Origin of the sequence: Streptomyces phyllanthi (assembly GCF_009377205.1) — a bacterium.
GTDB lineage: Bacteria > Actinomycetota > Actinomycetes > Streptomycetales > Streptomycetaceae > Streptomyces > Streptomyces phyllanthi.
Genome location: NZ_VJZE01000036.1, coordinates 1 through 23,539, shown reverse-complemented (window position 1 = coordinate 23,539; position 23,539 = coordinate 1). Strand labels below are relative to the sequence as shown.

The 23,539-nt window shown below is 70.3% G+C and carries 20 protein-coding genes; 8 read left to right on the top strand and 12 right to left on the bottom strand.

Annotation, left to right across the window (positions count from 1 at the left end; translation table 11 throughout):
* Positions 1 to 33: 33 nt before the first annotated feature.
* The 4 genes from FNH04_RS08215 to FNH04_RS08200 all read right to left on the bottom strand — a co-directional run bounded on the left by FNH04_RS08215 (position 34) and on the right by FNH04_RS08200 (position 4,030).
* Positions 34 to 1,023: a nucleoside hydrolase gene (locus tag FNH04_RS08215; RefSeq protein WP_322722751.1), complete on the bottom strand. Its 990-nt coding sequence runs from the start codon at positions 1,021 to 1,023 to the stop codon at positions 34 to 36.
* Between the two features lie 97 nt (positions 1,024 to 1,120).
* Positions 1,121 to 2,749: a monocarboxylate uptake permease MctP gene (gene mctP, locus FNH04_RS08210; RefSeq protein ID WP_322722750.1), complete on the bottom strand. Its 1,629-nt coding sequence runs from the start codon at positions 2,747 to 2,749 to the stop codon at positions 1,121 to 1,123.
* Positions 2,746 to 3,027 carry a DUF3311 domain-containing protein gene (locus FNH04_RS08205; protein WP_152781840.1) on the bottom strand — a complete coding sequence of 94 codons (282 nt, stop codon included), beginning with the start codon at positions 3,025 to 3,027 and terminating at the stop codon, positions 2,746 to 2,748. The genes mctP and FNH04_RS08205 overlap by 4 nt, the downstream gene beginning before the upstream one ends.
* Positions 3,028 to 3,265: 238 nt before the next feature.
* A complete protein-coding gene (locus tag FNH04_RS08200) occupies positions 3,266 to 4,030 on the bottom strand; it encodes a GntR family transcriptional regulator (protein WP_152781838.1) in 765 nt (254 codons plus the stop codon).
* A 404-nt stretch (positions 4,031 to 4,434) separates the two neighbouring features.
* Here FNH04_RS08200 and FNH04_RS08195 point away from each other — a divergent pair, with 404 nt between their 5' ends.
* From FNH04_RS08195 to FNH04_RS08180, 4 genes are all read left to right on the top strand, one after another.
* On the top strand, positions 4,435 to 5,736 hold the full coding sequence (locus FNH04_RS08195; RefSeq protein WP_322722749.1) for a sugar ABC transporter substrate-binding protein: 1,302 nt from the start codon (positions 4,435 to 4,437) through the stop codon (positions 5,734 to 5,736).
* A 230-nt stretch (positions 5,737 to 5,966) separates the two neighbouring features.
* Complete coding sequence (locus tag FNH04_RS08190) at positions 5,967 to 7,001, top strand: carbohydrate ABC transporter permease (RefSeq protein ID WP_322722748.1); 1,035 nt, start codon at positions 5,967 to 5,969, stop codon at positions 6,999 to 7,001.
* Positions 6,998 to 7,891: a carbohydrate ABC transporter permease gene (locus FNH04_RS08185; protein ID WP_322722747.1), complete on the top strand. Its 894-nt coding sequence runs from the start codon at positions 6,998 to 7,000 to the stop codon at positions 7,889 to 7,891. Before FNH04_RS08190 ends, FNH04_RS08185 begins: the two co-directional genes overlap by 4 nt.
* Before the next feature lie 7 nt (positions 7,892 to 7,898).
* Positions 7,899 to 9,383: a glycoside hydrolase family 3 protein gene (locus FNH04_RS08180; protein ID WP_152781834.1), complete on the top strand. Its 1,485-nt coding sequence runs from the start codon at positions 7,899 to 7,901 to the stop codon at positions 9,381 to 9,383.
* 113 nt (positions 9,384 to 9,496) lie between these two features.
* On the opposite strand, the gene nagB is transcribed toward FNH04_RS08180, so the two are convergent.
* The gene (nagB, locus tag FNH04_RS08175; RefSeq protein WP_322722746.1) at positions 9,497 to 10,282 is read right to left on the bottom strand and encodes a glucosamine-6-phosphate deaminase; all 786 of its coding nucleotides are present in this window, start codon (positions 10,280 to 10,282) and stop codon (positions 9,497 to 9,499) included.
* Positions 10,283 to 10,810: 528 nt separating this feature from the next.
* Between nagB and FNH04_RS08170 the strand changes: the two genes are divergently transcribed.
* Positions 10,811 to 12,277 carry a sensor histidine kinase gene (locus FNH04_RS08170; protein ID WP_152781866.1) on the top strand — a complete coding sequence of 489 codons (1,467 nt, stop codon included), beginning with the start codon at positions 10,811 to 10,813 and terminating at the stop codon, positions 12,275 to 12,277.
* A gap of 270 nt (positions 12,278 to 12,547) precedes the next feature.
* On the opposite strand, the gene FNH04_RS08165 is transcribed toward FNH04_RS08170, so the two are convergent.
* Together FNH04_RS08165 and FNH04_RS08160 are read right to left on the bottom strand one after the other, a co-directional pair.
* On the bottom strand, positions 12,548 to 12,805 hold the full coding sequence (locus FNH04_RS08165; protein ID WP_003992873.1) for a WhiB family transcriptional regulator: 258 nt from the start codon (positions 12,803 to 12,805) through the stop codon (positions 12,548 to 12,550).
* Between the two features lie 317 nt (positions 12,806 to 13,122).
* The gene (locus tag FNH04_RS08160; RefSeq protein ID WP_152781832.1) at positions 13,123 to 14,091 is read right to left on the bottom strand and encodes a diacylglycerol/lipid kinase family protein; all 969 of its coding nucleotides are present in this window, start codon (positions 14,089 to 14,091) and stop codon (positions 13,123 to 13,125) included.
* A gap of 212 nt (positions 14,092 to 14,303) precedes the next feature.
* Between FNH04_RS08160 and FNH04_RS08155 the strand changes: the two genes are divergently transcribed.
* Positions 14,304 to 14,753, top strand: a complete 450-nt coding sequence (locus tag FNH04_RS08155; protein ID WP_322722745.1) for a hypothetical protein — start codon at positions 14,304 to 14,306, stop codon at positions 14,751 to 14,753.
* A gap of 83 nt (positions 14,754 to 14,836) precedes the next feature.
* Here FNH04_RS08155 and FNH04_RS08150 read toward each other — a convergent pair whose 3' ends face one another.
* The 3 genes from FNH04_RS08150 to FNH04_RS08140 form a co-directional block, all read right to left on the bottom strand.
* On the bottom strand, positions 14,837 to 15,985 hold the full coding sequence (locus FNH04_RS08150; RefSeq protein WP_386575084.1) for an RNA polymerase sigma factor SigF: 1,149 nt from the start codon (positions 15,983 to 15,985) through the stop codon (positions 14,837 to 14,839).
* Positions 15,982 to 16,395, bottom strand: a complete 414-nt coding sequence (locus FNH04_RS08145) for an ATP-binding protein (RefSeq protein WP_015657891.1) — start codon at positions 16,393 to 16,395, stop codon at positions 15,982 to 15,984. Before FNH04_RS08145 ends, FNH04_RS08150 begins: the two co-directional genes overlap by 4 nt.
* A gap of 315 nt (positions 16,396 to 16,710) precedes the next feature.
* Positions 16,711 to 16,971: a UBP-type zinc finger domain-containing protein gene (locus FNH04_RS08140; RefSeq protein WP_152781830.1), complete on the bottom strand. Its 261-nt coding sequence runs from the start codon at positions 16,969 to 16,971 to the stop codon at positions 16,711 to 16,713.
* Between the two features lie 60 nt (positions 16,972 to 17,031).
* Between FNH04_RS08140 and FNH04_RS08135 the strand changes: the two genes are divergently transcribed.
* Positions 17,032 to 18,627 carry a Na+/H+ antiporter gene (locus FNH04_RS08135; RefSeq protein ID WP_152781828.1) on the top strand — a complete coding sequence of 532 codons (1,596 nt, stop codon included), beginning with the start codon at positions 17,032 to 17,034 and terminating at the stop codon, positions 18,625 to 18,627.
* A gap of 577 nt (positions 18,628 to 19,204) precedes the next feature.
* Positions 19,205 to 22,069 carry a helix-turn-helix transcriptional regulator gene (locus FNH04_RS08130; RefSeq protein ID WP_194236599.1) on the top strand — a complete coding sequence of 955 codons (2,865 nt, stop codon included), beginning with the start codon at positions 19,205 to 19,207 and terminating at the stop codon, positions 22,067 to 22,069.
* A gap of 9 nt (positions 22,070 to 22,078) precedes the next feature.
* Here FNH04_RS08130 and FNH04_RS08125 read toward each other — a convergent pair whose 3' ends face one another.
* Both FNH04_RS08125 and FNH04_RS08120 read right to left on the bottom strand, forming a co-directional pair.
* Positions 22,079 to 22,450 carry a hypothetical protein gene (locus FNH04_RS08125; RefSeq protein WP_152781826.1) on the bottom strand — a complete coding sequence of 124 codons (372 nt, stop codon included), beginning with the start codon at positions 22,448 to 22,450 and terminating at the stop codon, positions 22,079 to 22,081.
* 164 nt (positions 22,451 to 22,614) lie between these two features.
* Positions 22,615 to 23,511 carry a 1-aminocyclopropane-1-carboxylate deaminase/D-cysteine desulfhydrase gene (locus FNH04_RS08120; RefSeq protein ID WP_322722743.1) on the bottom strand — a complete coding sequence of 299 codons (897 nt, stop codon included), beginning with the start codon at positions 23,509 to 23,511 and terminating at the stop codon, positions 22,615 to 22,617.
* Positions 23,512 to 23,539: the final 28 nt, after the last annotated feature.

The following is a 23,539-nucleotide window of genomic DNA, read 5'->3' as shown; positions in this document are numbered from 1 at the left end:
TTTCGCCCGCCCCGGAGAGGCCCGCGCCCGGGCTCAGCCCACGCCGGGCCACCGCGGCAGTGTCGCGACGAAGTCCCGGGTGAAGTCGCGGGTGCCCGGACCGAGCGCGACACGGCCCGTGACGGCCAGGCGGGCACTGAGGGTGGGGGAGTCGGCGTAGTAGACGCGGTGGGCGCCCGAGGGCACGAACACGGTCTTGCCGCGGGTGAGTTCGCTCGCACCCTCGACGACGACGGCGCCCTCCGCGGCCGTGATGAACGACTCGTCCGCGCACACGCCCACGGCGAGCGGGTCGTGCAGCGGGCAGGCGTCGCCCCCGCCGTGGCGGCGGTACGCGTCCATGTAGACCCGCAGCAGGCGCGCGGCCAGTGCCGTGCCCGTACCGGCCGCCTCCAGGACGGCCAGATCGGCGGGGCCGAGCAGGAAGTGGTGCGAGGCGTCCAGGTCGACCATCGTGAACGGGATCCCGGAGGAGAGGACCACCTCGGCGGCGTCGGGGTCGGCCCAGATGTTGAACTCGGCGACCGGGGTGATGTTCCCGGGCACCTGCGCGGCACCGCCCATGAACACGAACTTCCTGACACGGCGGGCGAATCCGGGGTCCTCCAGCAGCGCGATCGCCACGTTGGTGAGCGGGCCCGTGGCGCACACGGTGAGCTCGCCCTCGTACTCCCGGGAGAGGCGGAGGAGTACCCGCGCGGAGGACTCCGGCAGGTGGGCGGCCGTGGAGTCGGGCAGCGTCTCGTTGCCGAGGCCCGCCCGGCCGTGGAAGGCGGATGCGGAGGTGTACGGGAGGCGCGTCAGCGGGCGGCCCGCGCCGCGGTGGACCGGCACGTCGGCGTCGACGCGCAGGGCGCGGGTCAGGGCGCGGGCGTTCAGGTACGTCTGTTCGGCGGGGAGGTTGCCGCCGACGGAGGTGTAGGCCTTGAGGTCCCACAGGCCCGTGCCGAGCAGGTACTGCAGGGCCAGGGCGTCGTCGATGCCCGGGTCGCTGTCGAGGACGATCGGGGGGCGGGGGGTCACGGGTACCTCCGGGTCCCGGGGGCGTTTGTGCCAGCTCAGTCGCTGCGAACGCCTCTGTCAATCGGGTCGCTCACGGATGGTTTCGCCCCCGCGAACCTCAGTGCGCAGACCCCGCCGTAGCCGGAGGCAGCTCCACCGACACACCCGCGTCGCCCGCGTCCGCCGTGTAGTCCCCCGGCTTCGTCTCGTCGATGCCCTCGGGGGCCTTGACCGCCTTCAGGACGAAGGTGAGGACGACCGTGACGACCAGGTTGAGCACGAACGCCGTCAGACCGATGTAGCCGATCTCGCCGATGCCCGGGATCTCCGCCGAGGAGCCTCCGAAGTGCTTCTGGGTCGGGGAGGCGACCCCGTACGCGGCGGCCGTGCCGTACACCATGCCGACCGCCCAGCCGGCCAGCAGCGCCCAGCGGTGGAACCAGCGGGTGAACAGACCGCCGACCAGGGCCGGGAAGGTCTGCAGGATCCAGATGCCGCCCAGCAGCTGGAAGTTGATGGCCACCGTCTTGTCCATGGTGAGGACGAAGACCAGCGCCCCGACCTTCACCAGCAGGGACACGAGCTTGGAGACCCTGGTCTCCTGCGCCGGCGTCGCGTCCGGCTTGATGAAGTCCTTGTAGATGTTGCGGGTGAAGAGGTTCGCCGCCGCGATGGACATGATGGCCGCCGGGACGAGCGCGCCGATGCCGATCGCCGCGAAGGCGACGCCCGCGAACCAGTCCGGGAACATGTTCTCGAACAGCTGCGGGATGGCCAGCTGGCCGTTGGTGACCTTGACCCCGGCCGCGATCGCCATGAAGCCGAGCAGCGCGAGCAGGCCCAGCATCAGGGAGTACAGCGGCAGGATCGTGGTGTTGCGGCGGATCACCTCGCGGCTGCGCGATGACAGCGTTGCCGTGATCGAGTGCGGATACATGAAGAGCGCGAGCGCCGAGCCGAGCGCCAGGGTCGCGTACGTCCACTGGCTCGCCTCGGCCGGGACCAGCGCGCCGCGCGGCTTGTCCGTCGCCGGGTTGATCTGCGCGTACGCGTCACTCGCCTTGGCGAAGATGTCGTCGAAGCCGCCCAGCTTGATCGGGATGTAGATGATCGCCACCGCGATGACGATGTAGATCAGCGTGTCCTTCACGAAGGCGATCAGCGCGGGCGCCCGCAGACCCGACGAGTACGTGTACGCCGCCAGCACACCGAAGGCGATCAGCAGCGGCAGGTCCTTGATGAACCAGTTGGTGTTCTCGCCGCCGCCCACGCCCATCACGTCCAGCACGGCCTGGATGCCGACGAGCTGGAGCGCGATGTATGGCATCGTTGCCAGAATGCCGGTGAGGGCCACGGCCAGCGACAGGCCCTTGGAGCCCCAGCGGCCGCGTACGAAGTCCGAGGTCGTCACATAGCCGTGCCGGTGGGACACCGACCACAGGCGCGGCAGGAACGTGAAGATCAGCGGGTAGACGAGGATCGTGTACGGCACCGCGAAGAACCCGGCCGCGCCCGCCGCGTAGATCGCCGCCGGGACCGCCACGAACGTGTAGGCCGTGTACAGGTCGCCGCCGAGCAGGAACCAGGTGACCCAGGTGCCGAACGACCGTCCGCCGAGGCCCCATTCGTCGAGGCTGTGCTCGTTCTCGGCCCTGCGCCAGCGCGAGGCCAGGAAGCCCATGACCGTGACGGCCAGGAAGAAGAAGATGAAGACGGCGAGCGCGACGCCGTTCACGCCGTCCTTCACTTGCCCGCACCTCCCCGGCGGGCGCGCTGGTCACGCTGCCACAGCTTGTACGCGACCATGGTCAGCGCCGTGGAGAGAAGCACCCACAGCATCTGGTACCAGTAGAAGAACGGCATACCGAGGAAGGCCGGGTCGGCCTTCGCGTACGAACCGACCCAGAGCATCGCCACGAACGGCGCGACCAGGCAGAGGGCGATCACCGCGCGGAGCGGTGTCACCACCGGTTCTCTCACTTCGGGCGAACTGGGTGAACTGGGCGCGTTCGGTGCTTCGGGCATACTGCGGCTCCGTCCCCTCACTGATCACCTGTGACCACCTGCGCAACGCGCACGCAATGTATGGGACGGGTCCGCCTGAGGGAACCCCCCGTCCGGATATCGGATGCGGAGGTTGTGTGCTCAACAGGCAGCGACACACGGGCTGTTCGGATCTCTTCCACGGACGGCCCGGATCCATTCCACGGACGGCCCGGATCCGTTCCATGGGCCGCCCGGAGTATTCCGCGGGCCCCCCGGACTATTCCGCGGGCCGCTTGAGCCGTGCCACGAACTTGTACCGGTCGCCTCGGTACACCGACCGCACCCACTCCACCGGCTTCCCCTCCTTGTCCAGGGAGTGGCGGGAGAGCATCAGCATCGGCAGGCCGACGTCCGTGCCCAGGAGGCCGGCCTCGCGGGGGGTGGCCAGAGAGGTCTCGATGGTCTCCTCGGCCTCGGCGAGATGGACGTCGTACACCTCGGCCAGCGCCGTGTAGAGGGACGTGTACTTGACCAGCGACCGGCGCAGCGCGGGGAAGCGCTTGGCGGACAGGTGGGTCGTCTCGATCGCCATCGGCTCGCCGTTCGCCATGCGCAGCCGCTCGATGCGCAGCACGCGGCCGCCGGCGGTGATGTCCAGCAGTCCGGCCAGGGTGTCGTCGGCGGTGATGTAGCCGATGTCCAGCAGCTGCGAGGTGGGTTCCAGGCCCTGGGCCCGCATGTCCTCGGTGTACGAGGTGAGTTGGAGCGCCTGCGAGACCTTCGGCTTGGCGACGAACGTGCCCTTGCCCTGGATGCGCTCCAGGCGCCCCTCGACGACCAGCTCCTGGAGGGCCTGCCGCACGGTCGTGCGCGAGGTGTCGAACTCGGCGGCCAGGGTGCGCTCGGGCGGTACGGGCGTGCCCGGCGGCAGCGTCTCGGTCATGTCGAGGAGATGCTTCTTCAGGCGGTAGTACTTGGGCACGCGTGCGGTACGGACGGCCGCCCCGTTCTCGTTCTCCGCACTGCTGACGTCGGTGCTCATGCTCCGCCTTCCCGGCTTCCTGTGCCGACGTGACCGATGGTTATCGGTCACGGCTCACATCGTGGCACGGCTTGCCCGCGCGCGTGGTCCCCGCCCGCTCCCGTGCTGCCCTCTGTATACCCGCGCGCCCGCCGTTGGTCTAGTCCACCACTTGAGTGGTCTACCTGGGCCGTACGTGGGGGGCTGGTGTTTTCGCCGGTTTCTTACTTAAAGGTTCTTGCATATGTAGGTCGCATAACGGCTGGTGGAGCGCGTTCGAAGCCTCTTGACAGGCTTATTGGTCTGGGCCAAGCTTCCGGCACTGGTCTACACCATTGGTCCAGTGTCCCGGCCCCACGGGCAGTACTTCGTCGTATGTCACCGCGGTGGGCAGGGGGGTTCGTGGCATCCCTGAGGAGGGTGGCGTGAAGCGCAAGCTGATAGCCGCGATCGGTATCGCGGGCATGATGGTTTCCATCGCTGCGTGTGGGGGCGGCGAGGGTGAGGCGGCCAAGGATCCGAAGGACCGCAAGGGCGATCTGACCGTCTGGCTCATGACGGACGCCCAGAGCACCTGGCCGGAACTGGTCAAGCAGGCCAACACCGCGTTCAACGAGAAGTACCCGGGCGTCAAGGTCAAGGTCCAGTACCAGCAGTGGAGCGACAAGACCAAGAAGCTGGACGCGGCCCTCGCCGGCGACTCGTTCCCCGATGTCGTGGAGCTCGGCAACACCGAGACGATGACGTACATCCTCAACGGCGCCCTCGGCGAGATCGACCCGGAGAAGTACGACAACTCCGACACCTGGATCTCGGGCCTCAAGGACACCTGCAGCTACGAGGGCAAGCTCTACTGCGTGCCCTACTACGCCGGTGCGCGTGTGGCGATCTACAACAAGTCCATGTTCAAGGGCGCGACGGGCACCGACACGCTCCCCGAGACCGAGTCGGACCTGACCAAGGCGCTCGACAAGGTCCAGAAGAAGTACGGCAAGAAGGACAAGGCCTTCTCCTCCCTCTATCTGCCGGGCCGCTACTGGTACGCCGCGATGTCGTACGTCGCCGCGTACGACGGCAAGATCGCCGAGTACGACGAGTCCGCCAAGAAGTGGAAGGCCACGCTGTCCTCGCCCGAGGCGCAGCAGGGCATCCAGCACTTCGTCGACCTGGTCAAGAAGTACAACAACGGCGACCAGACGAAGGACGAGCAGGACCACGCCAACGTCATGGCGAACGAGAAGGCCGCCCTGATCTACGGCAACGGCTGGGAGTCCGGAAGCGTCATCGACCCGGCGGCCAACGGCAACCCCAAGCTGAAGGACAAGATCGGCACCGCCGGTATGCCCGGCCCGAACGGCAAGGCGCTCCCGTCGTTCATCGGCGGCTCCGACCTGGCCACCATCTCCAAGTCCAAGAACCAGGACCTGGCGGAGTACTGGATCTCGCTGTTCACGAACGAGAAGTCGGAAGCGGCGCTCGCGGCCAAGAACATCCTGCCGAACAACACCAAGCAGCTGGAGCCGCTGAAGACCAAGCCCGAGACGGCGCCGATCGCCAACGCCGTGCCGGACGCCTGGTTCACCCCCATCGCGCCGGGCTGGGCCGCCGTCGAGAAGAAGGAAACGCTCGAGCTGATGCTGCTCGACATCCTCAAGGGCAAGTCGGTCGAGGAGGCCACCAAGGCCGCCGACGCGGAGATCGACGAACTGATCAACGAGGCTTCCTGACCCCAGGGCCTCTCGCTTGGATCAGGCCGGGCCCCGCGAGCCCTGCCTGATCCGAACGAAAGACCCTCGTCGAGGCCGCCGATCCGTCGACGGGCCGTCCCGACCCGGCCCGTCGACGGACGGTCCAGACCCAGTGACCTCGTGAATCGCTCCGTCGGGGGCGGCGGACCCGGTACGGCGACCGCCGCCCCCGCCCTCCGGTTAACCGGTCCGAACGGAAGGCCAGCACAGTGAGTGCCGCCAGAATGAAAGCAGCCGACCCTCCGGTACCCGTACCACGGAAGTCCGGGCAGCCAGGGCAACCGGAGTCCGCGACCCTGGCGGGCACACCCGGCCCCACGGACGGCGGGCCGGCGAGAGTGACCAGGAAGCGCGGTGCGGGTCCCCTCCTGCCGTATCTGCTGATCGCCCCCACCATCGTCGCGATCGGCGCCGTGTTCGTCTGGCCGCTGATCAAGACAGTGATCATGTCCTTCCAGGACGTCGGCCGACGTGAGCTGTGGACCGGGGAAGCGGCCCCCTGGGTGGGCTTCGACCAGTTCACCAACATCTTCGCCGACGGGGACTTCTGGGACGTCGTCTGGCGGACCGTCCTGTTCATGGCCGTCTGCGTCACGGCCACCATGGGCCTCGGGCTGTTCCTCTCCATGGCGATGCAACGCATGGCCAAGGGAGTGCGCCTCGCCCTGACCGGTGCCCTCGTCGCCGCCTGGGCCATGCCCCTGCTCGTGGCCACCTCGATCTTCCGCTGGTTCGCGGACTCCGACTACGGCGTCCTCAACATGGTGCTGACGAAGTACCTCGGGCTCGACTTCCGCGGCCACAACTGGTGGCTCGACCCCAAGCAGGGCTTTCTGATCATCGGCGCCGTCGTCGTGTGGGGTGCCATCCCGTTCGTGACCATCACCCTGTACGCCGCCCTCACCCAGGTCCCCAAGGAACTGGAGGAGGCGGCCTCCCTCGACGGGGCCGGTGCCGCCGGTGTCTTCCGCTTCGTCACCTGGCCGGTCATCAAGCCGGTCTTCCAGATGATCGCCACGCTCTCCGTGATCTGGGACTTCAACGTCTTCGGCCAGGTCTTCCTGATGCGCGGCAACAAGCCGGAGCCCGAGTACAACCTCCTCGGCACCTACTACTACGAGAAGGCGTTCGAGTCGAACTCCTTCAGCCAGGGTGCCGCCATCTCCCTGATCACGGTCCTGCTGCTGTCCGGCGTGGCCGTCTACTACCTGCGTCAGCTCCTCAAGATCGGAGAGGTCGAGTGAGCGCCACCGCACCCAGCCGCGGGACGTTCCGCCCTTCGGGCAAGAGTCCCGCGTACCGCCCCGACCGCAAGCGCGGGAGCCGGCACGTCTACAACGTTGTCGGTGTGGCCGCCTTCGTGTTCATGGCCTTCCCGGTCTACTGGCTGGTGATCAGCGCACTGCGGCCGAACAGCGAGATCCGCAGCTACGACCAGACGCTGTGGCCCAGCTCGATCACGTTCGACAACTTCCAGCGCGCCGTCGACATGCCGAACTTCGGTACGGCGATCCAGTCGAGCCTGATCATCTGCGGCAGCGCCGTGCTCGGCGGGATGCTCCTGTCGACGATCGCCGCCTTCGCGATCGGCCGCTTCCAGTTCATCGGCCGCAAGGCGTTCATGATGGTGCTGCTGGCGGTCCAGCTGCTGCCGCCGACCGCGATGCTCATCCCCATCTACATCCAGCTCAACGAGTTCGGCGGGCTCAACCAGTACTGGGGCGTCATCGTCCTCTACCTGGTCTCCACCATGCCCTTCGCCACCTGGATGATCCGCGGCTTCGTCGTCAACATCCCGAAGGAGCTGGAGGAGTCCGCGATGGTGGACGGCTGCAGCAGGATGGGCGCCTTCTGGCGCGTGATCCTCCCGCTGCTCGCCCCGGGCCTCGCGGCCGCCTCGATCTTCTCGCTCATCAACGCCTGGAACGAGTACCTGCTGGCGTACGTCGTCCTCCAGGACAACGACAAGTACACGCTCAACGTGTGGCTGATGAACTTCACCACCTCCCGCGGCACCGACTACGGCGCGCTGATGGCGGCGTCCACGCTCATCGCCATCCCGGTCGTCGTCTTCTTCATGTTCGTACAGAAGAACATGGCCTCGGGCCTGACCTCCGGCGCGGTAAAGGGATGACTACGCCATGACGACACTCGCCCGCGGCGCGGACACCCTGACCCGTGACGCGCTCACCGTCCTCCAGCCCGGCTTTCCGGGCACCACCGCTCCCGACTGGCTGCTGCGCCGGCTGGGCGAGGGCCTGGCCTCGGTCGGCCTCTTCGGCCGGAACATCGCCTCTCCCGACCAGCTCTCGGCCCTGACCGAGCGGTTGCGCGCCGAACGCGACGACGTCCTGGTCGCGATCGACGAGGAGGGCGGTGACGTGACGCGCCTGGAGGTGCGGACCGGTTCCTCCTTCCCGGGCAACCACGCACTCGGCGCGGTGGACGACGTGGAACTGACCCGGGAGGTGGCCCACGAACTGGGCCGCCGTCTCGCGGAGTGCGGGGTCAACCTGAACTGGGCCCCGTCCGCCGACGTGAACGCCAACCCGTCCAACCCCGTGATCGGCGTGCGCTCCTTCGGCGCCGACCCAGAACGGGTCGCCCGGCACACGGCCGCGTACGTCTCCGGCCTCCAGGCCGCCGGCGTCGCGGCCTGCACGAAGCACTTCCCCGGGCACGGTGACACGGCGGTCGACTCCCACCACGCGCTGCCCCGTATCGACGCGGCGCGCTCGGTGCTCCAGTCCCGGGACGTGGCCCCGTTCCGGGCCGCGATCGACGCGGGCACCAAGGCGATCATGAGCGCGCACATCCTGGTCCCGGCCCTGGACGAGGAGTACCCGGCGACCCTCTCCCACCTCGTCCTGACGGGCCTTCTCCGCGAGGAGCTCGGCTATGAGGGCCTGATCGTCACCGACGGCATGGAGATGCAGGCCATCGCCGCCACGTACGGCATCGAGCGCGGCAGCGTCCTCGCCATCGCCGCGGGCGCGGACGCGATCTGTGTCGGCGGCGGCCTCCAGGACGACGAGACCGTACGGCGCCTGCGGGACGCCCTCGTCTCGGCGGTCCGCTCCGGCGAACTGCCCGAGGAGCGCCTGGCCGACGCGGCGGCCCGGGTACGGGACCTGGCGGCGTGGACGGCCACGCGGACACCCGGGAGCGATGGCGGGGCCCGTACCGAGGTCGGCCTCCTCGCGGCCCGGCGGGCACTGACGGTGACACGCTCCACGACGTACGAGCCCGTGAGCGCGCCGCCCTTCGTCGCCGCGTTCACCCCGGTCGCCAACTTCGCCGTCGGGGACGAGACCCCGTGGGGAGTCGCGGCGGAGCTGGCCCGGCTGTGCCCCGGCACGGAGACGGCGAGCTTCACGGGAGAGGGCGCGGGCGAGGCGGCACTGACCTCGGCGGGCGCGCGGCGCATCGTCGCCGTGGTCCGCGACGAGCACCGCCACCCGTGGATGGCCGAGGCCCTCGACACGCTCCTCGCCGCCCGCCCCGACACGATCGTGGTCGAGATGGGCATCCCCCAGTCCCCGCCCCGAGGCGACCTCCACATCGCCACCCACGGCGCGGCCCGGGTGTGCGGGCGCGCGGCGGCGGAGGTCATCGCGGGGGCGTAGGCGGGCTGCTCCCCGGCGCACACGCGAAGGCGCCCGACCCTCCAGGGGCCGGGCGCCTTCGCGTGGCCGGGCGCCTTCGCGTGTGCGACGCGGGATGATACGAACGACCGGGCCTAGATGCCCTGCCACTCCGGCTTGTTGGCGTACGTGTGGCGGAAGTAGTCCGCGAGCTTCAGCTTGGACGCGGCGGCCTCGTCGACGACGACCGTGGCATGCGGGTGGAGCTGGAGCGCCGAGGCCGGGCACACCGCCGCGACCGGGCCCTCCACGGTCGCCGCCACCGCGTCCGCCTTGCCCTCGCCCGTCGCGAGCAGCACCAGATGCCGTGCCTCCAGGATCGTCCCGATGCCCTGGGTGATGACGTGGTGCGGCACCTGGCCGATGTCGCCGTCGAAGAACCGCGCGTTGTCGATCCGGGTCTGCTCGGTGAGCGTCTTGATCCGTGTCCGCGAGGCGAGCGAGGAGCAGGGCTCGTTGAACCCGATGTGCCCGTCGGTCCCGATGCCGAGCAGCTGGAGGTCCACGCCCCCGGCGGTCGCCAGCGCCTCGTCGTACGCCTCGCAGGCCCCCTGGACGTCCTCCGCGGTGCCGTCGGGCCCGAGGAAGGCGTCCAGGCCGATGCCCAGCGGTTCGAGCACCTCGCGCCGGAGTACGGAGCGGTACGACTCCGGGTGGTCGGCCGGCAGCCCCACGTACTCGTCGAGCTGGGCTATGCGCGCACGCGACGTGTCCACCGCACCGGAGCCCGCCTTCGCGGCCAGGGCCTCGTAAACGGGCAGCGGGGTGGAGCCGGTGGCCACGCCGAGCAGGGCGTCGGGCTTGCGCCGGAGCAGCTGGGCCATGGCCTCGGCGATGAGCTCGCCGCCCGCCTTGGCGTCCGGGACGATGACAACTTCCACGGTGGGCCTGCCGATCTGGAGAGGGGACTCAACCGGTACCCGGAGGGCGAAATGGTTTAGACCAATCTATCAGAATCGTCCGCGGTCGAGTATCCGGATCCCCTCCCGCCGGTGAACTGAAGCGGGCTACTCTGCGTGTAAGCCCTCGGTAGATGTTGGGCAATGAGACAAGAACAAACATCTGCCAACGCATGGACACGTACAGGTGGTCTAGTCCACAATGCGTAGGTAAAGCATGTGAACGACGGCATGCGCACCACGAACCTCCGTCTTCCCCGCACAGGAAGGCGGACCGAGGAACCGGGCTCTCTGCCCTGACTGCTCCGGCTCCTCATCCTTCGGCCGACCGGGACCGCACACCCCACGGCCGTTGTTGCTCCGGGCTGCGGTGCCGGGAGGGTTGAGGGTCCCTCCCAGGCGCCGCGGCCCGCGGGTGTTTCCGGACCCCGAGCGCACGGTGCGGCCCCGCGCGGGCGGCCGTTTCCGGGCATGTCCGAACCGCCAGGTACGCTCGCACCCGTGCCCTCCATGAACGAACTCGTACGCCAGCACACCGCTCTCAGCGACTCCGACCTGGAGTGGCTGCATCTGCTGGTGTCGGAGTGGCAGCTGCTCTCGGACCTCTCCTTCGCCGACCTCGTCCTCTGGGTCCCCACCCGCGACGGCACCCGCTATGTCTCAGTGGCCCAGATGCGCCCCAACACCGGCCCCACGTCGTACCAGGACGACATGGTCGGCCACCTCGTCCCGCGCGGCCGCAGGCCCCTGCTGGACGCGGCCGTGGACGAGGGCCGGATCGTGCGCGAGGGCGACCCGGAGTGGCGTGAGGAGGTCCCGGTACGGGTCGAGTCCATCCCTGTACGGCGCGAGGGGCGCGTCCTCGGCGTCATCGCGCGCAACACCAACCTGCTGACCGTGCGGACGCCGAGCCGGCTGGAGCTGACCTATCTCCAGAGCGCGTCCGACCTCGCCCAGATGATCGCTGCCGGGGCGTTCCCGTTCCCGGACCAGCAGGTCGACATGGACGCCTCGCCGCGTGTCGGCGACGGACTGATCCGGCTCGACGCCGAGGGCATCGTCCAGTACGCCTCGCCGAACGCGCTCTCGGCGTACCACCGCCTCGGTCTCGCCGCCGACCTCGTCGGCCACCACCTCGGCCACACGACCGCCGAACTCGCCCCGTCCCGGGGCCCGGTGGACGAGGCGCTCGCCAAGGTGGCCAGCGGCTGGGCGCCGCGTGAGTTCGAGATCGAGGCCAAGGACGGGGTGATCCAGTTCCGTGCGATCCCGCTCAAGCCCAAGGGCCCGCGCATCGGTTCGCTCGTCCTCCTCCGGGACGTCACCGAACTCCGCCGCCGCGAGCGCGAGTTGATCACCAAGGACGCGACGATCCGGGAGATCCACCACCGCGTCAAGAACAACCTCCAGACGGTCGCGGCCCTGCTCCGCCTCCAGGCCCGGCGCATCGAGTCGGAGCGCGGACGGGAGGCCCTCGAAGAGGCCGTACGGCGGGTCGGGTCCATTGCGATCGTGCACGAGACGCTGTCCCAGAACCTGGACGAGCGGGTGGAGTTCGACGAGATCGCCGACCGCGTCCTCGCCATGGTCGCCGAGATCTCCCCGGGCAAGGTCACGGGCCGGCGCACCGGCCGCTTCGGGATCCTGGACGCCGAGGTCGCGACCCCGCTGTCCATGGTCCTCACGGAGATCCTGCAGAACGCCCTGGAGCACGGCTTCCGTCAGGGCGACACCGGCACCGTGGAGGTCTCGGCCGTGCGCGGCGGCACGAGCAAGGAGGCGCGCCTCCTCGTCACCGTCCAGGACGACGGGGTCGGCCTCCCCGACGGCTTCGACCCGCACCGCTCGGGCAACCTGGGCCTGCAGATCGTACGGACCCTGGTGGAGGGGGAGTTGGGCGGCACGTTCGACATGGTGCCGGCGCCCGAGCAGGGGACGCGGGTGATCCTGGACCTTCCGGTGCGGGCGCAGAAGTAGCACCGGAGCGTCCGGGAACCGGACGCACACGGAACGTTCACACCCGTCGCACGCGCGCACAGCAAAGGTGCAGGGGTGACGAGCGGCGGGCGGGCGGCGGTCGATGCGCGCGGACGGCAAGAAGCCCCGGACCGTTGCGGTCCGGGGCTCAACATGCTCGTTGCCAGCTCTTCGCTGCGCATCGGGGGCACTGCGCGCTGCGGCTCGGGGGCGGGAGAAACGTACTCGCTGTACGCGCCGCCAAGCTCAGGCTATTGCTGGGTGGGATTGTCAGGCGGAGGCCTGACGGGCCCGGTTGCGGGCGGCGCGGCGCTTCATGGCGCGGCGCTCGTCCTCGCTGAGACCACCCCAGACGCCGGAGTCCTGGCCGGACTCAAGCGCCCACTGCAGACACTGCTCGATCACCGGGCAGCGACGGCAGACAGCCTTGGCTTCCTCGATCTGCAGCAGCGCAGGACCAGTGTTGCCGATGGGGAAGAACAGCTCGGGGTCTTCCTCGCGGCAAACGGCGTTGTGACGCCAGTCCATGGCTGCTACCTCTCCGTGGTGTTACTTGCAAGTTGCTTGTGAATGTGAACGCTTTCACGAATCCCTCAACAAGTGAAGGGCCGATCACCAGTCGGACTGGCGTGGTCCTGAGTTTGAGGAGGGGTTCCGGCGCTCTGTGGAGCCGATGTTGCGGGCTGTCCCGAGCGCCACGTAGAGACTCGCAAACCTCAGCGGCGGATACAACCCCTTCTGGAAAGTTTTTTTTGATTCCTCGGTGTCGACTAGGTCACAGCCGTAATTCCATGGGGTGGATCCTGGCCTAAACGTTCGAGTGGAAGGACTTTTGCCCGTTCCGCTCACACAATCACACGCAGTGCACGGCGTACGCCTGTGAACGTCACGCTCGTACGCAGCCCGAGGTGGTCACCGTCCATCTGAAGGGGGAGCGGCACCTTCGAATGCAAGGTGAAGTCGGTCAGGTCGTGGAGGGAGGTCACATGCCTGCCGTGGGGTCCGCGCTCGGGGGACGAAGTGAGCAACTGGGTGCCATACCGGGCAACCGCGGCGGTCGACATGCGGCTGAGACCGAGCACGTCGAGGCCTTTATCGAACGAGGCCTTAGGTGACGCGTACACCGGGCGATTTCCCAGATACGTCCACGGAGAGGCGTTGCAGACTATGGACAGCACCAAATCGGGCACCGGGTCGGCGCCGGGGCGTTCGAGTGTGATGGTTCCCTGGCGGCGGTGGGGCTCTCCGAAGAACTGGCGCATGGCCTGGCGAATGTAGAGGGAGTGTGTGGAGCGCTTGCCGCGCTCGCGGTGCTGCTCCACACGCCCGACCACCCCGGCGTCGAAGCCGAGACCGGCGTTGAACGTGAACCAGCGGGCGGGGACGCTCTCGTCCTCGGTGCCCGGGGTGCCGGAGGTGAGGCCCAGGCCGACGGTGCGCTGCCGGCCCTCGCGCAGCGCGTCCAGCAGGGCGCCCGTCGCTTCCACGGCGTCGTTGGGCAGGCCCAGGGCGCGGGCGAAGACATTGGTGGAGCCGCCGGGGACCACGGCGAGCCCGGGGAGGCGGTCCGGGTCGGGGCCGTTGTGCAGCAGGCCGTTCACGATCTCGTTGATGGTGCCGTCGCCGCCGAGCGAGATGACCAGGTCGATGTCCTTGCTCTCCGCCGCCTGGCGGCCGAGGTCGCGTGCGTGGCCGCGGTACTCGGTGGTGACGGCCTCGAGTTTCATCTCACTCGCGAGGGCGTGAATCAGGACATCGCGCGTACGTGCGCTTGTGGTGGTTGCCGCCGGGTTGACCACGAGAAGTGCACGCATGCGATGCAGGGTACCTACTGGGTGGTACTCGGCCCAGCCCGAGGTGGGGCTGGGGCGGGGGATCGGCGCGTCAGGCCGGGCACTTGTGGTGTTCCGGGTTGGTTTGCCGGGCCTCTCGCATTCACGGCTCGGTCGTCTCGGGGGCGCACGGGACGGTACGGGGGCGCACGCGCTCGTACGGGGGCTTCCCGGGCGAGGGCTACTCTTCAGGCGTGAGCGCTGAGCAGAATCGCACCCCGGAGAAGTCCGACGTCGAGCACCGTCCCTGGCGGCTGACCGCTGCGGCGGCGCTGGCCGCGCTGGAGGGACTCGCACTCGCCGTCGGCGGTGTCGCCATGCTCGTTCTCGGGCTGACGGGTGAGCCGGACGACCTTCAGCAGGCCCTCACCGGGGGTGTGACGCTGATCGTGCTCGCGCTGCTGCCGCTGCTCGCCGCGCGTGGACTGTTCCTGTGCCGCAGCTGGAGCCGTGGCCCGGCGGTCATCACGCAGATCATGGCGCTCCCCGTGGCGTACAACCTCCTCCAGGCCGACAGCATGGCCATTCCCGGAGGGATCGTCCTCGCGGTTGTCGCCGTCACCGCGCTGGTCCTCCTGCTGAACCCGGCGACGACCCGGGCCCTCGGGATCCGGGGGCCGGGCGACGTACAGGAGCAGAAGTAGCCGGGCCGGCGCCGACTGAACCGGAGCCGACTGGACCGGAAGCCAGTGGACCGGAAGCAGCGCCCGGACCCGAGGGCGGTGCCTTACTCCTCGACCAGGAGCTTCTCCCGCAGCTGGGCCAGGGTGCGAGCCAGCAGACGGGAGACGTGCATCTGGGAGATGCCGACTTCCTGGGCGATCTGGGACTGGGTCATGTTGCCGAAGAAGCGGAGGAGCAGGATGCGCTTCTCGCGGGGCGGCAGGTCCTCCAGGAGCGGCTTGAGCGACTCGCGGTACTCCACGCCCTCCAGGGCCTCGTCCTCCGCGCCCAGGGTGTCCGCGACCGCGGGCGACTCGTCGTCCGTGTCGGGGACGTCCAGGGACAGCGTCGAGTACGCGTTGGCCGACTCCAGGCCCTCCAGGACCTCTTCCTCCGAGATGGACAGCTTCTCGGCGAGCTCATGGACGGTGGGGGAGCGGCCGTGCTGCTGGGAGAGCTCCGCGGTCGCCGTGGTGAGGGCGAGGCGCAGCTCCTGAAGACGGCGGGGGACGCGGACCGCCCAGCCCTTGTCCCGGAAGTGGCGCTTGATCTCGCCGACGACCGTGGGTGTGGCGTAGGTCGAGAACTCGACGCCGCGATCGGGGTCGAAGCGGTCCACCGACTTGATCAGGCCGATGGTGGCGACCTGGGTCAGGTCGTCCAGCGGCTCACCGCGGTTGCGGAAGCGGCGCGCGAGGTGCTCGACGAGCGGCAGGTGCATCCGGACCAGCTGGTTGCGCAGCTCCGCGTACTCGGCGCTGCCCTCCTTCAGCGCGCGCAGCTCGACGAACTTCGCCCGCGCCCCGCTGCGGTCCTGGGGGTCGTGCTGTGTGCCCTGCACCCTCTGCTCGTCGTTCCGCTCGTGCTCGCTCATCGTCCCGCCCACCGTCACCAGACGCCGCCCTTCCGAGGACGTGGTGCTCCGTACGGCACCCTCCGGATCCCGTCGTCCGCCGGAGGGCGCGCCGCGCTCCCCGTCGTCGACCGGCTCTGTCCGCCGAGGCGCTCCGGCTGCCGCCGAGGAGTCGTCCTCAGGATGCGGCCGGGCCTGCTCGGGGATGCCGTCGACGCCGTCCGCCCAGTGCCGCGCCCCGCCCGGGCCGGTCTCCCCCAGGCTCTCGACTCCGTTCGAGCGGGGGGTGGCCCCGTCCTCGGCCGGAAGTTCCCGTGTGCCGCGCTCTTCGTCCCGCACCGGCCCTTCCCCGTTCCTCACGCCGGCCCGGGTCCCGCGCCGCGTTGCTTGTAGAGGCTGATCGAAACGGTTTTGTCGTCGTCGACGGCGGACGACACCTTGCCCGCGAGGGCCGAAAGGACGGTCCAGGCGAACGTGTCCCTCGACGGGGCGTGGCCGTCCGTGGTCGGGGCCGACACCGTGACCTCGAGTGAGTCGTCGACAAGCCGGAAGACACAGCTGAGCACCGAGCCGGGCACGGCCTGCTGAAGCAGGATCGCGCAGGCCTCGTCGACCGCGATGCGCAGGTCCTCGATCTCGTCGAGGGTGAAGTCCAAACGGGCCGCGAGGCCGGCCGTGGCCGTACGCAGCACCGACAGGTAGGCACCCGCGGCCGGCAGCCGGACTTCCACGAAGTCCTGGGTCGCGGGCTCGCCTGCGATCTGGGACACCCTCACCTCCAAGGTGGTACAAGCTCTTTCGGGGGCCGGGGGTCGCCCCCCGGGGTAACGCGCTACGTGGTTCAGCGGTGACGCTACCGCGCTCCCAAGCTCCGTGTCCTGGGGACCCCGCTCTGTGCTGTCACTCATAGTAAGCACATGAATACGCTCGGTGGCTAGGGGTCTGCGGGCCTCAAATAGGAAGAGCGCGCGCCGGATTGACGTACCCACACGTCAGACCGTCGAACCGTGTCACATGACTACGCGCTCGGGCCGCACATGTCATGTCCTTTCCTGTCCGACGGTCGCGCGCCCGGTGGACGCGCGTCACACAAGGACGTGGTCGACGAAGCACCAGCGCCAGCTTTCGCCCGGTTCGAAGGTCCGCATGACGGGGTGACCGCTCTCCTCATGGTGCCCGGTGGCGTGCCGGCCCGGTGAGGAGTCGCAGCAACCGACGTGCCCGCACACCAGACACAGCCGCAGATGCACCGGATGTGAACCGGCGGCCAGACACTCGCGGCAGGTGTCGCTCAGGGGCGACGGCTCGGGGTCCGGCAGCGCGGCGGTGTGCGTGCACTGTTTCATGAGTGCCAGGTTACGACGGGCGCGCGGAACACCGCGCGGAGACGAGGGTGGGCGGATTCCATGGACGTGTTGCCACTGCTGTTGCTGGTCGCGGGCAGTGCGGCCGTCGCGGGTGCCGCCCGCCGCACTCCGGTGCCGCCCCCGCTGGTGCTCGTCGCGGTGGGACTGGCCGTCTCGGCCGTGCCCGGGGTGCCCGGGTACGAACTCGACCCCCATGTCGTGCTGCCGCTGGTCCTGCCGCCGCTGCTGCACACGGCCGCCACGGAGAGCTCGTATCTGGACCTGAGGGCGCAGCTGCGGCCGGTGGCGCTGCTGTCGGTCGGCTATGTGCTCTTCGCCACCCTCGTCGTCGGCTGGGCCGCGTACCTGCTCGTGCCGGGGCTGCCGCTGACCGCCGCGCTGGTCCTCGGGGCGGTGGTGGCGCCGCCGGACGCGGTCGCGGCGACGGCGGTCGCGCGCAGGGTGGGGCTGCCGTCCCGGATCACCACGATCCTCCAGGGCGAGTCGCTGGTGAACGACGCGACGGCGATCACCGCGTACCGCGTGGCCGTCGCGGCCGCGATCGGCGAGGGGGCGAGCTGGTCGGGCGCGATCGCCGAGTTCCTGGTCGCGGCGATCGGCGGGATCGCCGTGGGGCTGGTGCTGATGGTGCCGATCCACTGGCTGCGCACCCACCTCAAGGAAGCGCTTCTGCAAAACACCCTCTCCCTGCTGATCCCGTTCGTCGCCTATGGGCTCGCCGAGTGGGTGCACGCCTCCGGGGTGCTCGCCGTGGTCGTCGTGGGGCTCTACCTGGGGTATCGCAACTGGCAGGTCGACTTCGCGACCCGGCTCCAGGAGGAGGCGGTGTGGCGGATGGTCGGCTTCCTGCTGGAGTCGGCGGTGTTCGCACTCATCGGACTGCAACTTCCGGTCGTCCTCAAGGGCCTCGGGGAGTACGAGGGGACGCGCGCCGCCTGGTACGCCGTCGTCGTCTTCCTCGTGGTGGTGGCGACCCGCTTCGTGTGGGTGTACCCGGCCACGTATCTGCCGCGGCTGCTGTCGCGGCGCATCAGGGAGCGTGAGGAGGATCCCGGCTGGAAGGGCCCGTTCGTCATCGCCTGGGCCGGAATGCGGGGCGTGGTGTCGCTGGCCATCGCCTTCTCGATCCCGATGACCGTGCACGGCGGCGAGCCCTTCCCCGAGCGCAACCTCCTGCTGTTCCTCACCTTCACCGCGGTCATCGGAACCCTGGTGGTCCAGGGCCTGTCCCTGCCCCCGCTGATCCGCCTGCTGCGTCTGCCCGGGCGCGATCGGCAGGCCGAGATCCTCGCCGAGGCCAACGCCCAGGCGCAGGCCTCCCGTGCCGCCGAGCAGCGTCTCGACGAGCTGATCGAGGACGAGCGCAACGCGCTGCCGCCGCCGCTGGCCGAGCGCCTGCGCATGGTGCTGGAGCGGCGCCGCAACGCCGTGTGGGAGCGGCTGGGCTCGGTGAACACCGTGACGGGCGAGACCATCGACGACACGTACCGGCGGCTCTCGCGGGAGATGATCGGCGCCGAGCGGGCCGTCTTCGTGAAACTGCGGGACGGGCGGTACATCGACGACGAGATGCTGCGGACCCTGCTGCGCAGGCTGGACCTGGAGGAGGCGGCGGCCTACCGGGAGACGGAGTGAGGGCCCGTGGGGTCGTCCGCGTGCCCTCAGGGTGGATGTCGGCGTGCTCTCATGGCGGGTGTCGGTGGGCCCTCACGGCGGGTGTCGGTGGACCGTGACAACCGTCGCCGTGCCGAGGGACCCGTCGGCGGGGATCCGTGAGGTCTGGGAGCTCCTGCCTCCCGCGAGCCGTTCGACGCCTGCGGCGCCGGGCTGGAGGCGGCCGTGCTCGTACCGGACGAAGCTCACCCGGGGCCCCGGGTGAGGTCCGTCCAGGCGCGCGTACCGCCGGTAGGTCATCGCGTCGCACCCCGAGTGCAAGTCCCTCTCCGGCCTGTACCCGGTGACCAGCGGACAAGGGCCGTCGTCCGCCGCGGCCGGGGAGCGGGCCACCGTGACCGTGGAGCGGTTCGCCCGGTCGGGCCCGACCTCGCAGCGGTCGAGCGCATCGGACGGGACGTGGCCACGGTGTCGCCGTACTCAGCTGCACGCGGGTGGCGGGCGGAGCCGTCCGGTCCGATTTCGGGAGGCCGGCGGCGGAATGTCAGTGGAGTACGACAAGATTCACTTGAGCAACACCCACGGGGCATGGAGATTCATGGAAACGGAACGGACACCGCTGGTCGGCAGACAGGCGGAGCTCGGTCAACTCGACCGGCTGCTGGGCCTGTTGGAACGGCCCGCGGGACCGGGCGGCAACGCGGGAGGGCGGCCCGCGGTGCTCGACGTCAGCGGTGAGGCGGGCATCGGCAAGAGCCGGCTGGTCCACGAACTCTGTCTGCGCGCGGCCGGGCACGGGGCGAAGGTGCTGCGGGGGCGGGCCACGGAGTACGAGCGGCACATCCCGTTCCAGCCGTTCACCGACGCCCTCGCCGACCTCGACAGCGAGGTGGTGGCGTCGTGCCCCGCGGTCGTCGAGGCCGCTCCCCTGCTGAGCGGTACCCCGTTCCTGGCGGACCGCTTCAGCCTCCACCGGGCCGCGGCCGCCCTGCTCACCCACGCGGGCAGCTCACCCCTGGTGGTTGTGCTCGACGACATGCACTGGGCGGACGCCGCGTCACTGGAGCTCCTCGACCATCTCGTACGGCATCCCGTGCGCGCCTCCGTTCTGCTGGTCGTCGCCCGGCGCGACCGGCAGACCCCGGCACCGCTCGCCGCGACCCTCACCCGGGGCACGGAGACGGGCGTGGTCCGGCGGGTGGCCCTCGGACCGCTCGGGGAACGCGAATGCCTCGAAGGGTTCACCCCGGACCTGGACCGGGCTCAGGCCGTACGGCTGTTCGCGGCCAGCGAGGGCAACCCGCTGTATCTGCTGACGCTGCTCCAGGCACTCCGTGAGGGCGCCTCGGTCAGCCATCTGTCCACCACCGGCCTCGGCGCCCTCCTGCTCCACGAGCTGACCCCGCTCACCGAGTCGCAGCGCCGGCTCGTCGAGGTCGTGGCCGCGCTCGGCGACCACGCCAGGCCCGGCCTGCTCGGCCCGGTGACCGGCCGTGAGGAGGCCGGGCTGGCCGCCGACCTGGCCGTCCTGACCCGTCGGGACCTGCTGCGCACCGGCCCGCAGGGGCGGCTGACGCTGCGCCACCCCGTGCTGCGGAGTCTCGTCCATGAGGGCACCGACCCCTGGCTGCGCGCGGAGACACACCGGCGGGCCGCCTCCGAACTGGCCCGTGTCGGGGCCCCGCTCGCGGAGCGGGCGCACCATGCCGAGCGCTCGCTGTCCGGCTGGGATTCCGACGCCGCTGCCGTGCTGACGGAGGCCGCCGAGCAGGCCGCCCACACGGCGCCCGCGAGCTGCGCCCACTGGCTGGAGGTGGTGCTCGGGCAGCTTCCGCACACACCGGAACACGCCGTGCGGCGGCGCGAGTTGATGCTGATGCGGGCCCGTGCGCTGGGCGCCTGCGGCCAGCTCCGCGCCAGTCGCGACCTGCTGCACCAGGTGATCGCCATGCCCGATCCGGAGAACGGGACGGCTTCGCGCGCCTCGGCCGTCGTCCTGTGCGCCGTCATGGAGCGGCACCTGGGGCAGTACTCGGAAGCGGTCGCGCTGCTCCGCCGCGAGCTGCACCGCGACCCGGAGCCGTCACCCGCCGACTATGTGGAACTGGGGCTGGAGCTGGGCTCCTCGGCCCCGCACGACACGTCGTACCCGACCGTGCGCTCCGACGTGGCCCGGACTCTGGCGGTGGCCCGCTCCCTGGGGAACGAGGCGGGTGTGGCGGGCGTGCTGACCGTCGCCGCGCTGGGGGAGGCGTACGAGGGCGAGACGGCCGTGGCGAGCGACTTCGCCCAGCAGGCGGCGGCCCTCGTGGACTCGCTGCCGGACGACGATCTGAGGGGACTGTGCGAGCCGCTGGCCCGGCTGGGCTGGGCCGAGGCGTTCCTGGAGCGGTTCGCCGACGCCGAGCGGCACGCCGACCGTGGTCTGGCCATAGCCCGCCGCACTGGCCAGCTCCATCTCCTGCCCCATCTGCTGCTCTGCAAGGCGCACGTCCGGGTGCAGACCTGCCGGCTGGCGTCGGCGGTGGAGCTGTCGGACGAGGCGGAGGACATCGCCCGCGGCATCGGCAGCGACGAACTCCTCGCCTTCGTCCTCGCGACGAAGGCCCACGCGCTCGTGGCCGCGTGCCCGCTGGGCGATCCCCGGCCCCTGGCCGTCGCCGAGGAGGCGGTGGCGGCGGCGGGTCTGGGTGCCAACTGGTGGGCGTCCATAGCCTGGTGCATGCTCGGCTACGCGGCGCTCATCAACGGCGACCCGGTCCGGGCCCGGGAGGCGCTGCTGCACGCGGGTGGCCCCGATCTGCGGCGGCTGCAGCCCTCCATGCGCCCGCTGTTCCTGGAGATCCTCGTGACCTCCGCCGTCGCCGAGGGGGATCTGGACGCGGCGGGCGGCTGGGCCGAGCGGGCCCGCGTCGAGGCCGAGCGGCTCGACCTGCCGGCCCAGCGCGCCTCCGCCCTGCGCAGCCAGGCCCACATACCGCACTCCCTCGGCGACACCAAGGCGGCGGCCGAGCTGTTCGCGGAGGCGGCCAGGGAGAGCGCCCGCAGCGGGGCGGCGTTCTGGGAGGCGTACTCCCTGCTCCTCGGCGCCCCCGTGCTGGCGGCGGGTCCGGACGACGGTGCGCGGCGCGGGCACGCCGCATGGCACCGCGGGCACCAGCTCGCCGCCGCCGGGGGCTCCAGGATGCTCGTGGCTCTGGCCGACATGATCCAGCCGACGGTGGCCGACGCCGCCGACGGCCCCGAGCGCCGGCTCGCCGAACTGACCGCCCGCGAACGGGAGATCGCCGACCTGGTCACCGAGGGCCTCACCAGCCCGGCCATCGCCGACCGGCTCTGTCTCAGCCGCCGCACGGTCGAGACCCATATCTCCAGGATCTACCGGAAGACGGGTGTCTCCTCGCGGGCCGCCCTGGCGGCACTGATGGCCGGGCGGGCGCCCGGGCCTTCGTTCACTGGTTGAACCATGCCTTCAGTGGTTGAACCACGCCTTGGCCTCCGCCGAGTTGAAGGCACGGATCACGACGAGAGCGAGGGCGATACCGGCGAGGAACTGGAGTGCGCCCGAGGTGACGCCGATCACTCCGCCGACCACGTTCAGGATCTGGACCGCGGTGGCCACGATGCGCACCGCCCTCCACCGTCCGGGGGCGAGCCCGGCGGCCACCGCCAGGACGACGCCCAGCCCCACATAGAAGATCGCGAGCCCGGTCAGCAGGCCGGTGCCCTCCTGGCCGTGGTCGGCTGCGTCCGCGGCGACGATCCACAGCGTTACGCCGCTGAGGACGGCCAGCGCGCCCTGGACCCAGAGCAGACCCACGCCCCACTTCAGGGAGCTCGGCATTCTGTCGGGCGTGTTTCGGCCCGTGTTCCCCGTGTTGAGTGTCGTCATGTCCATGTTGTAGCTGGGTGACGTGAGGGGACGCGTCGGTGAGGTTACGTAGGTCCGCTACGCAAACGCCGCACGTGCGGAGCGTGGTGCTCCGCCCTTTCGGCGCCAGGCATCCCTCAGCCGGCGAAGGGCGCCCCCGTGATCACCGCGGCTACGGTCGTCCCGCGAGGGAAGGCGTTCTCCCCGGTGAGGGCGGTGAGGGCGTACAGCACCTTGGCGACATAGAGACGCTCTACGGGCAGTCCGTGGCGCTGCTCGAAGTCCTCGGCGAAGGCGTCGAGTTCGGGAGTGGCGCGGGCGTAGCCGCCGAAGTGGAAGCGGCCGTCGAGGGACCAGTCGCCGCGCGGGCCGCCGAAGGCCCGTTGCTGGAGGGCCCGTATGTCGTCGGCCAGGAAGCCGCCTCGCAGGACGGGGACGCCCAGGGCCCGCCTGCCGGGGGCGAGGCCCGCGGCCAGGCCGGCGAGGGTGCCGCCGGTACCGCACGGGAGGGCGATGACATCGGCGTGGCCGCGCAGTTCCTCGCCGAGCTCCTGACAGCCGCGTACGGCGAGGGAGTTGCTGCCTCCCTCGGGCACGACATACGCGTCCTCGGCATCCGCGGCACGGAGGATCGCGGCCAGCGTCTCCGGGTCGGTCTTGCGGCGGTACACCGACCGCGCGACGAAGTGCAGCCGCATGCCGTCGCCCGCGCACCGGGCCAGTGACGGGTTGAGGGGGCGGTCGGCCAGCTCCTCGCCCCGCACCACACCCACCGTGGGTATCCCCAGCAGGCGGCCCGCGGCGGCCGTGGCCCGCAGATGGTTCGAGTACGCGCCACCGAACGTGACCACGGTGCGCCCCGCCGCGGCTCTCAGATTCGGGGCGAGCTTGCGCCACTTGTTGCCGAGAAGCTCGGGGTGTATCAGATCGTCCCGCTTCAGTACCAGCCGCAGCCCACGCCGCCCGAACCGCTCGTCCTCGACTTCGTACAAAGGAGACGGCAGCTGCGGGTGCAGGGAGGCCAGGCTGGTCACGGGTCCATTGTCGGACACGGGCGGGAGA